At 63.5% G+C, this 10,367-nt stretch carries 14 protein-coding genes and 1 pseudogene; 7 read left to right on the plus strand and 8 right to left on the minus strand.

Annotated features, from left to right (window positions below; translation table 11 throughout):
- Window positions 1–109: 109 nt before the first annotated feature.
- Complete coding sequence (locus tag ACRDTL_RS10675) at window positions 110–535, plus strand: endonuclease VII domain-containing protein (RefSeq protein WP_431506689.1); 426 nt, start codon at window positions 110–112, stop codon at window positions 533–535.
- A gap of 317 nt (window positions 536–852) precedes the next feature.
- Here ACRDTL_RS10675 and ACRDTL_RS10680 read toward each other — a convergent pair whose 3' ends face one another.
- The 3 genes from ACRDTL_RS10680 to ACRDTL_RS10690 all read right to left on the minus strand — a co-directional run bounded on the left by ACRDTL_RS10680 (window position 853) and on the right by ACRDTL_RS10690 (window position 2,004).
- A complete protein-coding gene (locus tag ACRDTL_RS10680; protein WP_431506678.1) occupies window positions 853–1,188 on the minus strand; it encodes a type II toxin-antitoxin system PemK/MazF family toxin in 336 nt (111 codons plus the stop codon).
- The gene (locus ACRDTL_RS10685; RefSeq protein ID WP_431506679.1) at window positions 1,185–1,418 is read right to left on the minus strand and encodes a hypothetical protein; all 234 of its coding nucleotides are present in this window, start codon (window positions 1,416–1,418) and stop codon (window positions 1,185–1,187) included. Before ACRDTL_RS10685 ends, ACRDTL_RS10680 begins: the two co-directional genes overlap by 4 nt.
- Window positions 1,419–1,575: 157 nt before the next feature.
- The gene (locus ACRDTL_RS10690) at window positions 1,576–2,004 is read right to left on the minus strand and encodes a cellulose-binding domain-containing protein (protein WP_431506680.1); all 429 of its coding nucleotides are present in this window, start codon (window positions 2,002–2,004) and stop codon (window positions 1,576–1,578) included.
- A 307-nt stretch (window positions 2,005–2,311) separates the two neighbouring features.
- On the opposite strand from ACRDTL_RS10690, the gene ACRDTL_RS10695 reads away from it, so the two are divergent.
- The gene (locus ACRDTL_RS10695; RefSeq protein WP_431506681.1) at window positions 2,312–3,226 is read left to right on the plus strand and encodes a class I SAM-dependent methyltransferase; all 915 of its coding nucleotides are present in this window, start codon (window positions 2,312–2,314) and stop codon (window positions 3,224–3,226) included.
- A 39-nt stretch (window positions 3,227–3,265) separates the two neighbouring features.
- Here the strand turns inward: ACRDTL_RS10695 and ACRDTL_RS10700 are convergent, their stop codons facing one another.
- Together ACRDTL_RS10700 and ACRDTL_RS10705 are read right to left on the minus strand one after the other, a co-directional pair.
- Window positions 3,266–4,174: a transglycosylase SLT domain-containing protein gene (locus ACRDTL_RS10700; RefSeq protein WP_431506682.1), complete on the minus strand. Its 909-nt coding sequence runs from the start codon at window positions 4,172–4,174 to the stop codon at window positions 3,266–3,268.
- A 7-nt stretch (window positions 4,175–4,181) separates the two neighbouring features.
- Window positions 4,182–5,000 (minus strand): glycoside hydrolase domain-containing protein, encoded by an 819-nt coding sequence (locus ACRDTL_RS10705; protein WP_431506683.1) that lies wholly within the window; start codon window positions 4,998–5,000, stop codon window positions 4,182–4,184.
- Window positions 5,001–5,079: 79 nt separating this feature from the next.
- On the opposite strand from ACRDTL_RS10705, the gene ACRDTL_RS10710 reads away from it, so the two are divergent.
- Window positions 5,080–5,448, plus strand: a complete 369-nt coding sequence (locus tag ACRDTL_RS10710) for a VOC family protein (protein ID WP_431506684.1) — start codon at window positions 5,080–5,082, stop codon at window positions 5,446–5,448.
- A gap of 14 nt (window positions 5,449–5,462) precedes the next feature.
- Here the strand turns inward: ACRDTL_RS10710 and ACRDTL_RS10715 are convergent, their stop codons facing one another.
- A complete protein-coding gene (locus ACRDTL_RS10715; protein ID WP_431506690.1) occupies window positions 5,463–6,284 on the minus strand; it encodes an SDR family NAD(P)-dependent oxidoreductase in 822 nt (273 codons plus the stop codon).
- A 114-nt stretch (window positions 6,285–6,398) separates the two neighbouring features.
- On the opposite strand from ACRDTL_RS10715, the gene ACRDTL_RS10720 reads away from it, so the two are divergent.
- Genes ACRDTL_RS10720 through ACRDTL_RS10730 form a run of 3 tightly spaced genes read left to right on the plus strand, consistent with a single transcriptional unit; the run spans window position 6,399 to window position 8,288 of the window.
- Window positions 6,399–7,097, plus strand: a complete 699-nt coding sequence (locus ACRDTL_RS10720; protein ID WP_431506685.1) for a DUF899 domain-containing protein — start codon at window positions 6,399–6,401, stop codon at window positions 7,095–7,097.
- Window positions 7,094–7,570 (plus strand): SRPBCC family protein, encoded by a 477-nt coding sequence (locus tag ACRDTL_RS10725; protein ID WP_431506686.1) that lies wholly within the window; start codon window positions 7,094–7,096, stop codon window positions 7,568–7,570. Before ACRDTL_RS10720 ends, ACRDTL_RS10725 begins: the two co-directional genes overlap by 4 nt.
- Window positions 7,571–7,598: 28 nt before the next feature.
- Window positions 7,599–8,288 (plus strand): hypothetical protein, encoded by a 690-nt coding sequence (locus ACRDTL_RS10730; protein ID WP_431506687.1) that lies wholly within the window; start codon window positions 7,599–7,601, stop codon window positions 8,286–8,288.
- On the opposite strand, the pseudogene ACRDTL_RS10735 reads toward ACRDTL_RS10730, so the two are convergent.
- A pseudogene (locus tag ACRDTL_RS10735) lies at window positions 8,176–9,680 on the minus strand (FAD-dependent monooxygenase). The gene ACRDTL_RS10730 and the pseudogene ACRDTL_RS10735 sit on opposite strands and share 113 nt — an antisense overlap.
- On the opposite strand from ACRDTL_RS10735, the gene ACRDTL_RS10740 reads away from it, so the two are divergent.
- Window positions 9,597–9,776 (plus strand): hypothetical protein, encoded by a 180-nt coding sequence (locus ACRDTL_RS10740; RefSeq protein ID WP_431506691.1) that lies wholly within the window; start codon window positions 9,597–9,599, stop codon window positions 9,774–9,776. The pseudogene ACRDTL_RS10735 and the gene ACRDTL_RS10740 sit on opposite strands and share 84 nt — an antisense overlap.
- Before the next feature lie 149 nt (window positions 9,777–9,925).
- Here the strand turns inward: ACRDTL_RS10740 and ACRDTL_RS10745 are convergent, their stop codons facing one another.
- Entirely contained in the window at window positions 9,926–10,198 is a 273-nt protein-coding gene (locus tag ACRDTL_RS10745; RefSeq protein WP_431506688.1) for an ANTAR domain-containing protein, read from the minus strand.
- Between the last annotated feature and the right edge of the window lie 169 nt (window positions 10,199–10,367).

Consider the following 10,367-nt stretch of genomic DNA (forward strand, 5'->3'; position numbering starts at 1 on the left):
GAATCATCCTGTCAATACGGAGTTGATTCGCTGCTCTCCCACCACTGGTTGCGGTCAACTCAAACCGCGAAGTCGTATGGTGCGCTGTCGCACATCCGACCCACTCTGCATGGCGTGCTACCAGCGAGCTCGCAGAGCCGATCAGAGTCCCGCAGAAATCCGGCGTGCGAACCTCTGGGCGAAGTATCGGATCACCCCCGAGGAGTACGATGCCCTGCGGGCCAAGCAGGACTATCGCTGCGGTATATGTGGCATCAACGAGGCTGAGGTTGACCTGATCAGAGTCGGTGGTCGTCCGCGGGGCGATGGCCAACCGCTACTCAAGGTGCCACTGGCCGTCGACCACGACCACAAAACTGGCGCTATTCGGGGCCTCTTGTGCCCATCGTGCAATGCTGGGCTCGGTGCGTTTGGCGACGACCCAAATCGGCTGCGGGCGGCGATCGCCTATCTCAGAAGAACCCAGCCACTCGTGCGCAAACCGGACGTTGGAGTGGGCACTAAGGACTCCTCACCAGAAGGACTGGCATCATGAGCACGTAATCAAGCCCGGGGACGCAATGACAGCGCTTCTCGCTGCGCACGAGTCACGAGTCAGTACCTTAAGTCACGGAAATGCCATCTATATTAGGACGGTCGGGCTAGCAAGAATCCGAATATTGTTGGCCTACGACCAGGTCGCGCATGACAACTAAATCTGGAAGGGACATACGCGCTTCCCGTCGGTGCACGTTTTTCCGGGTGCGCGTGCTTCCCTATGGCGTGGTCAAGCTCAACATGAACCATCCGTCTCACGTTCATTCAGTCGGTCCACCGCCGGGCCTAGAGAAATCACGAACGAGTAGCTGAGTATCACAGATCGAGCACAAAGCGCAGCGCTTGGTCAATGGTCCGGATCTGGTCTGGGCCAATCATTCCCTGACGAGATGACAGTCGTTCGACGGAGACCACTCGCAGTTGGTCGCAGCGAGCGTAGGAGGTGTGGTCCAGCCCGCTGCCCTCTGACTCGAGTTCGACATGGCTTCGCAGGCCGTAACTAGTGGTCGTGATCGGGACGACGACCATCGGGCCACCCGGTCCGTTGTTGAGAATGTCGACCGACACCACTACCGCCGGGCGTCGAAAGGCCGGCTCGTGTCCGACCGGTTGGCCGAGATCGACGTAGTAGACGTCGCCTCGCCAGATCAAGCCAGTGCGTCCCACTCGTGACGCTCGGCTAGGTGCTGCTCCCACAGTTCGGGGTTGTTACGTAGGCGCTGGTAATCCCCATTGAGTCCCCGCAGGAATTCCTGCCGTTCCAGGGCGTCGATGGCTGCGTGCACGATGTCGACGACGGCGGTCTGACGAGCCTTGGCCAGAGATTGGAGCCGCTCAGAATCTAGACGGCGGACCCGGACAGTTGTGGTTTCTGCTGCCATGAACCCAGTGTAGACGAAATGTAGACAATCGCGATTGTGGATCCTCTCAAGCTTTTGGGCGCCGTCGACGCCTTGCTCAACTGCGTCGGACAGGATCCCGCTGCTCGAGCGAACAATACGGCCAAAACGAATACGGTGGGTTATCAGTAAAGTACGCCTAGGTGCAACGATATTGCCTGTTGAGCACACAATTTGACGGTGGCGAGTAGGAACCGGTCAGCACGCCTCTTAGACCACCGGTGGCTGAACCACCGGGTGCAATGACGCGATTCCAATTCGCGGGGCTGAGAACATAGTGGGTGCCAGATTGGGTAATGGTGCTATTCCACGTGTGCGAGACGGATTGTCCCGCCGGCATGTCGAATTCAAGCTTCCAATCGCTTAGCGGCACCGCGCTCGCGTTGGTGATGGCGAAGCGGGCGATGAAACCGGTCTGCCACGTATGTTCCACCGACAAAGTCGCCGTGGCCGCAGCAGCATGAGCTACGGGGGTGACGGCGAGTCCGAGGATGGCAACCACCAATGCCGACACGGTTACGTGAAGCGCTGTGCGCCAGCGCTTCACGTAATTGTCCAGTCCGGCCATAGCAGCCAACACTAAAGCCAAACAGGCGATATCGGCCCTCGCATCGCGGGTAAGCTGCAGTACCTTTGCTCAACTGAAACCGTCATGAAATTTTAGCCTCGATCCACCCTGAACCCGTGTCGGTCCGGCCGAGCGCGAACTTGCGGACGGGGAAAGCCAGAACGCCTAGCCTCATCGAGGCGCGGAGTCGTGCAGCCGCCAGCAAACGAGCGGTCTCGCGCACCACCCCAAGGGCACGGCCGGCCGGTATCGCGACACCGTAGACTGGCTGACCTTAGTTCAGCCGGCGGGTATCGGGGTATAAGGCGTGGTACGCAGCGATAACGACACGTGGGACCTGGCGACCAGTGTCGGCGCCACCGCCACCATGGTGGCCGCCGTCCGCGCCCGAGCCACCCGCGCTCGGTTGATCGACGATCGGTTCGCCGAGCCGCTGGTGGCAGCCGTCGGCATCGACTTTTTCCACCGTTGGGCCACCGGCGAGCTGGACCCAGCCGAGGTCGACATCCCCGGCAACCCATGGGGTCTGCAACCACAGACCGATCGACTGATCGCACGCACCCCCTACATCGACGACTTCATCGCCGATGCGTGCGCGGCCGGGATCCACCAGGTGGTGATCTTGGCGTCGGGCCTCGATACCCGCGGGTACCGGTTGTCCTGGCCGACGGGAGTGACTTTATTTGAGATCGACCAGCCGCAAGTCATCGAGTTCAAGCAAACTACCCTCGCCGCACTTGGTGCCGAACCGACCGTCGACCTGCGGGCAGTGCCAATCGATCTACGCCACGATTGGCCGGCCGCGCTACGACAGGCCGGGTTCGACACCGCACGACCGACCGTGTGGATTGCCGAGGCCCTGGTGAATTTTCTGACCGCAGACGCCCAAGATCGCCTGCTGGACGACATCACCGCACTCAGCGCCGATGTCAGCCGGCTCATGGTGGAGGTGCTTTGGAACTCGCCCGACTCCCAGCAGATCCTGCAGGCAGCGACCCAGCGGTGGTATCAGCACGGTCTCGACATCCGCCTGGAGGACCTCGGCTACTTCGGCCAACGCCACGACATCGCGTCCTACCTCAGCGACCACGGTTGGCACTCGACACGCACGTCGCTGCGTCAACTGTTGATCGACAACGGATTACCAGCTCCAACGCACGCGGCGGGTGAAGGTTTGGACGCCGACTACTATTGCGTCGCTACGCTGCACCGCGCTCACTGACCTGCGGTCGTGAAACACACCCCCCACTGCTTCAGATTCTCACTGCGGATGGGTCGCCAAATACTCGCCGACCGGGATCGGTGAAGTCGCGACGTAACCGATGGGCAGGAGCACGTCACCAGCACTCGTGTGGTAGTAGATATCCCACCGGTAGTAGTCGGCGAACGTAGCGGGATCGGTTGCGAGCACGGCCGCGTAGTCGTTGACCGCCTGAACATACTGGTTCGAGTGGTTGTACCGGAACAGGGCGTGGTTGTGGTCGTCGGCGAAGCCGTTGGCGGCGAGGTAGCGACCGGCCGCCATGATGCTGTCGTGCGGCGAGAGGATGTCGCCGCCATCGCCATACGCGGCGAATGTCGAGGGCAGAAACTGCATCGGGCCTTGTGCGCCCGCGGAACTCACACCAGCGATGCGGCCGAAGCCGGTTTCGATCAGGTTGATCGCCGCAAGATAGTTCCAGCCGACACCGGCCGCCGCCTCCGCTTCGCGGTAGTAACCGAGCAGCTCGTCGGCCGGCACCGGAGCATCGATGCGCCACGCGGGCAGCGTGTCCTTTGGCGGGTGCGCGGCCATCGCGCTGAGCTGGCGTCGAGCGTCGACGTTGGGGTCGTAGACGTCAAGCAGCGACGGCGGAATCCGCTGGCGTACGGTCGCGTCCCACTCGGGATGCCAACCGAGGGCGCGGTAGGCCGCTTGCTGGCGGTGCGTCGCCGCCGTCAGCACGGCCTCCGATGACTGTGGGTCGCGCAGCGCCTGCTCGTCGGCGACGAGGTCGTCGGCCAGCTGCACAGGATCCGATGCCAGCCCCCGCGGCGCGGGCGCGGGCGTGGTCGCTGCGGCCGGAGTTGACGCAGTCGACGCGCCGGTCCACTGCGAGCAGGCGACGAGCGCGAACGTTATCGTGACGACGAGCAGGGTCATGCCGGGACGCATCATGTGCGATCGCATCCTTTCGCTAAGTCGAGCGTGAATGCAAATCCCACTGCCCGAAATCTGCCGCAAGAACGTCGTCCACATCCACGTGCGTACCGCCCAGGACGGGGCCCGGGCTCGACGGGGTGTTGACCACAGTCTGATATAGCACCGCCATCGGCTCGCGCTCTCCGTGCGACCACGCCTTCGTCTGCCATGCCCACCGGTGTCCCGCGGTGGTTGAGTGCCCAAGTACGCCGTCTCCGATCGCCCATGTGCACGCCTGGGAATGCCCATAGATACCGGTGCGGTCCACGCCCAGTACCGAATTAATTCCTCGAAACCACTCAACCGCAATGCTTTTCCAGGTGTTGAGGTCGATGTCCTCGTCGATGCTGAAGAAGATCGGCGCCGAATCCCCGCCCCCGGCCCCGTCGTGCAGCCGCAGAGCTGTCTGAGCGTCCGCTACGCCGCCGTCGTACCCACGCGTGTAATCCGACGGGTCAGGCCAACCGGGCTTGCCGTATTGGTAGTTGCTGACGATTTGAAGACCCGCTGCGCGTAGCGCATCCGCATACTCCCGGGTGACGGGCTTGAAATCGAAGTTCGCTCCGGGCCGCGACTCGGACACATAGACCACTGCCCCGGCATAGCCCGCCGATTTGATTTGATCCGGTGGGACCAACCGCTCGGTAAAATCGATCAGCCTACTGTTGGCCGCTGATGCCTTCTGCGGGCCGAGTGCCGCAACCAGCGTCCCCAGGCTCGCTAGAGCCGGCGTGGATAAAGCATATTTGAGGACTGTGCGTCGTGAAACAGCTCGCTGTCCGCCGCGTGTATGCAGCGCAGACGAATCGTTCACCGCGCGATGGTAACAAAATGAGGACCACCCATTTCCGCAGGACAGACCCGTCACCGCGGCAGCCGATACGGTGTATCTCATGCGTCGCGTGGACTACGTCATCCAATATGTCGAGTCACTCAGGCGGTCGGTGACGTTCTACCGGGACGTGATCGGGCTCAAGGTGCGGATCGAGGGCGACGGCTACGTCGAGTTCGAGATGGGTAACACCAAGTTCTCGCTTTTCGAACGGTCGAAGCTGCCGGAGCTCATCGGTCGCGAAGGCGGCAACCCGCCGTGCGGCGAGATCGGCTTCCTGATCGAAGACGTAGATTCCGAAGCGGAACGGTTGAGAGGGCTCGGTGTCGACATCCTCAGCGGACCCATGGACCGGCCATGGCATGAAAGGACCCTCCACATCGCCGATCCCGACGGCAACATCATCGAATTCGCGCAGAAGCTGCGATAATTAGTGGCCTGTCGCTAGAGAAACGGTTCAAGGATCTCGTTCGTCACAGCGCGCAAATTCGATTGGATCGTCGGGTCGTAAGCCGCGCGATGAGCCTTGGCTTCATGCACGCCGTCAAAGTAACGCCCCGTCACGTCGGCACCGGTTGATTCAACGGCGAGGTTCATGACCGCTCTGACACCAGTGGCTATGGACGATATGGGTGGAACCCATGCTCGGCGGACCATGTGCGTGTTCATCAGCGATGCGGGGTGCAAGCAGTTGACGGTGATGCCGGTGTTGGCAAGTTCTGCCGCCAAGTCGAAGGTGAACGCGACCAATGCGAACTTGCTGCGATAGTAGGCCCGGATACCCGTGTAGTGGTGGTCCATCCGCAAATCGGCGAAGTCCATCGGTGCCTGGCCGGCCGATGCGACGTTGACGATCCGCGCAGGCCCACCGTTTTTCAGGCTGGGAACGAGTCGTCGAGCCAGGAGCGCAGCGGCGAGGTAATTGACGGCGAAGCGAAGCTCATGGCCATCTACGCTCAGGCTGCGCTTGCGATACGGGGGCCGACCGGGACCCAGCCCTGCGTTGTTGATCAGCAGATGAATCGTTGGGTGATTGGAGCTGACCTGCTCGGCGAGCGCACGCGCTTGCTCCAACGAGCCGAGATCCGCCAGATAGGTGTCGACATTGCCGCCCGCTGCCTGTATCTCACCGGCAACGGCCTGAGCACGCTCGGCATCACGACCGTGCACGAGCACGTGCATGCCCCGCTCGGCGAGCGCACGGGCGACCGACCTGCCGAGGCCGGAGGTCGCTCCGGTTATCAGGGCGACTCTGGTCTTCTCCATCACTTTCCCCTACGGCGGTTGCGGAAGCGGCTCACACCGCCTACCGATGAATTCCGGGCCCGCCACCAGTCATACCTTCCAGATCCGACAAATCGATAGCAAAGGTATGATCCGATGTCCCTGAAAATCACGGCCCTGCCGCCAATCGTCGATCGCCAGACCTGGCGCGCCGCGCTCGACGAACTGCGCAAGCGCGAGAAGGCCGCCACCCGCGAACTGGACGCGATCGCCGCGCAGCGGCGCCGTCTGCCGATGGTCGAGTTGCCCGACTACACCTTGATCGGCACTGACGGGCCGGTCCGGCTGGCCGATGTGTTCGATGGGCGCTCGCAGCTCATCGTCTACCACCACATGTGGTCGGACGGCGAGCAGTGGCAGTGCGGCGGATGCACCGGCTTCACGTCGCAGTTCACCCGGCTGGAGTTCCTCAACAACTATGACGCCCGCTTCGTCATCGTCACCAACGGACCGATCGAAGAGGCACTCGCCTACAAACAGAAGGTCGGCAACCGCATGCACTGGTACTCGTCATCGGGGAGCTCGTTTGGCGCCGACATGGACGCACCGCCGAACGGAGGCTTCGCGGTCAACGTATTCCTGCGTGACGGCGACTCCGTGTACCGCACCTGGCATACGAACGGGCGGGGCACCGAGCAGCTCAGCCACACGTTCGCGCTGATCGACGTCCTGCCGTGGGGCCGCCGGGAGGAATGGCTTGATTCGCCTGAAGGTTGGCCCTCGCGGCCCACATACTCGGGTTGGCCCGACTCCCCCGATATCGCCCGCGCCTACGGACCCAAGGACAACTCATGACCGCGACCACCGAACGTTACGTCGTCACCCGCACGCTCGCCGCCAGCCCGGACCAGATTTTTGCGGTCCTGGCCGATCCCTCCAGCCACCACGACATCGAGCCCACCGACTGGGTGCGTGACGCGGTGGACACCGCACCGATTACCGGCACCGGACAGGTCTTCGCGATGAACATGTACCTCACAGCGGCCGGTGGTGACTACGTCACCTACAACCTGGTCAATGTGTTCGACGAGAACCGCGCCATCGGGTGGATGCCAGGTCTGCTCGACGACGCCGGCAACCACGCCCCCGGCGGTTGGTTCTGGCGCTACGACCTCGCTCCGGCCGGGGACCGCACCGAGGTCACCCTCACCTATGACTGGAGCGCCACGCCGCAGGATTTCCGCGACCGGGTCGGCGGCATGCCCACGTTCCCTGAGGACTACCTCGCCGCATCGCTGGCGACCCTAGAACAATCCGTCGTGGGCTGAATCCGCGCGGCATCACTACGAGCGCGTCGTGATCGCCTTGATCTGCGCCATGCCCATGGAGCTCCGCCCGTTGCGACGGCGGCTCCGGCTCCGGAAGACTGCCGTGGGCTACGTTGGCCGAATCGGCGACCGTGCTGTGATCGCGGTGGTCACCGGGATGGGCACGGCCCGGGCGCACGCCGCGACCGTCCGATTGCTGGACAGGGTCGACGTCGAGTGGGTGATCGTCGTTGGCATCACCGGCGCTATCGACAACGAGACCCCGATCGGGACGCTGGTGTTGCCGGAGCTGGTCGTCAACGGTGCCGACGGCTCCCAGCATCGGCCCAAACCGCTCCGCCTCGGCAAAGTCCACGGGACGATGTGGACCACCGACGAGCTGCTCGTCGATCCGGCGGTACACGCCGACCTGCAGGCACGAGGCGTCGTGTCGCTTGACATGGAGACGGCCGCAGTCGCGGAGGTGTGCGACGAGCGCGGCGTGCCTTGGTCGGTGGTGCGTGCGATCAGCGATCGTGCCGGCGACGGCAGCGTGGACGCCGAGATTGTTGCCCTCAGCCACCCGGACGGCAGGGCGAACTTCTCGGCCGTCGCCCGCTACCTGATCAGACAGCCCGGTGCCGTGCCCCGTCTGGTTCGCCTCGCCAGGGGGTCCAGGCTGGCGACCAAGCGGGCGGCCGATGCCGCCATCCGGGCCCTGGCCCGAACCAAATGGTGAGCGCGTCATAGAGCCCGATGTCGATTTCGTCTCCCACCCAGGCAACATACCCGTCGGGCCGGATCAACACTGTGGAAGGCGCGGCGACGGTGCCCAGCACCGGAAGCTCCCATGCGCCAACATATTTCGCGTCGATCAAGTGAACCCGATCCGCCCATGGAGCGATATCGAATCCGTCGGGCTCACCGAGGTTGAGTAGCAGCGGCCGGGCATCGTGCAGCAGGGTGAACACCCGCCGCGGCCCGGTGGCGGTGAGCAGGTCGAGATCGGGCATGCGGCGCCCGAGCAGCGGGTGTCCCTGCCCGAGGTCGTAGTGAATGTCCAGACCGGACATCATCGCGGCGAATCGTTTGCGAGGCTCATCCATGCCGAGGACGTCCGAAATGATGCCGCGCAGGGCCTCGGTGCGGTCGTCGGGGCGAAGAAGCGCCATTTGTGCCATCGCGTTGCGCAGCACGCGCGCAGCGATGGGGTGCCGCTCGGCATGGTACGTATCGAGCAGACTGTCGGGCGATACCTCGTTGACCACCTGGGCCAGCTTCCACCCCAGATTCACCGCATCCTGCACACCGGCATTGAGGCCCTGCCCACCCACCGGGTGATGCACGTGTGCGGCGTCGCCGGCCAGCAGGACCCGCCTGTTCCGGTAGACCGCGGCCTGCCGTGCCGTATCGGTGAACCTGGAAATCCAGGTGGGACTGTGGATCCCGTAGTCGGTCCCGTATACCGCGATCAGTGCCTCGCTCAGATCGCGCAAGGTGGGTTCGCAGGCGGGCCCGAGGTGCTGCTCGGTCACCATGACGCGCACCGGTCCCCCATCTTCCTGGATGCTGAGCGCGTGGACGCCGAGGGCGTCGTGGCGGATGCCCCATTCGGGCACCTCGACTGAATCCGAGCCCGTCTCGGCGGCCATTTGGACCTCGGCGATCAGGTAGCTCGTCGTCGGATCCCACCCAGTGAACTCGATGCCGGCTGCTCTACGGACGACACTGCCCCCTCCGTCGCACCCGACGAGATACTCGGCCCGCAGGAACTGGCCGCCCGACAGCTCGACGTCGACGCCCCTGCCGTCTTGGGCAAGACCCATCACCTCGCGTCCGCGATAGATCGGCACCGCCAACTCAGCGACCCAGCCGGCCAGTGTGCGCTCGATGTGGTTCTGCCACAACGCGAGCCCGTAGGGATGCCGGGTGGGAAAGTCACTGATGTCCAGCCGTATCTGGGAGAACCCCGCGACCTGCGCCATTTGCCCTGGGAAATGAATCGATCAGCGATTCCGCGCTGATCGAGGACCTCGATGGTGCGTGAATGCAGACCACCTGCCCGCGCGCCAATCAGGTCCTGGTCTTCACGCCGCTCGACAACGGCAACGTCGACTCCGGCCAACGCCAACTCGCCCGCCAACATCAGCCCCGTCGCGCCTGCTCCGGCAACCACCACCGCATGCTCGGATATCGGTTCGATCCCTCGGCCCCCCGGATGAAGTGAGTTCTGGCTTCGGCCAGCGATTTTGCATCATGACCCGGGTCTTGCCGCAAGCCCCCCTGTGCGCTATAAGTTGAAAGTGGCGGAGCAATAATCGCCGCTAAGTCCCCTACCAGGAATTGTTCAGCGGTATTGCGCGGCTTCTGCTGCGCTCACCCGAAAAGTTGGCCCCATTCGTGATGGGCCGCCGCCTGTGCATCGGTGAGGCTGCGGGATGAATTTCCGCCGCCACCCGCGAGATGGATGAGCGCCCAGGCCATCGCGAATACCGGCATCTTGTGACGTTGTGCCGCGCTCAGCAACTCGTGCAAAGCGTTCTCCGAAGAGCACCGACGAAGGCCGATCAGAATGCCCTGCGCCGTGTCGAGGTTGCGACCGCCGTGCAGGTCCGAAGAGCTACGGGGTCGAGCCCAGTCCACCGTCATGCCGTGCCTACTTCCTGTCGAGCCATTGCGGGTCGCACGGTGCCATGATTTGGGCATCGTTGCTGTTGCGCCAGATCACCGTACGCATCGGTATGCAGCTGTGATCGTCTCGATACACACCGGCGGGCTACCGAATAGGGTGCAGTGTCATGAGCCTCGTCGACTATGA

The sequence above is a fragment of the Mycobacterium sp. genome, assembly GCF_050700595.1.
Classification (GTDB): Bacteria; Actinomycetota; Actinomycetes; order Mycobacteriales; family Mycobacteriaceae; genus Mycobacterium.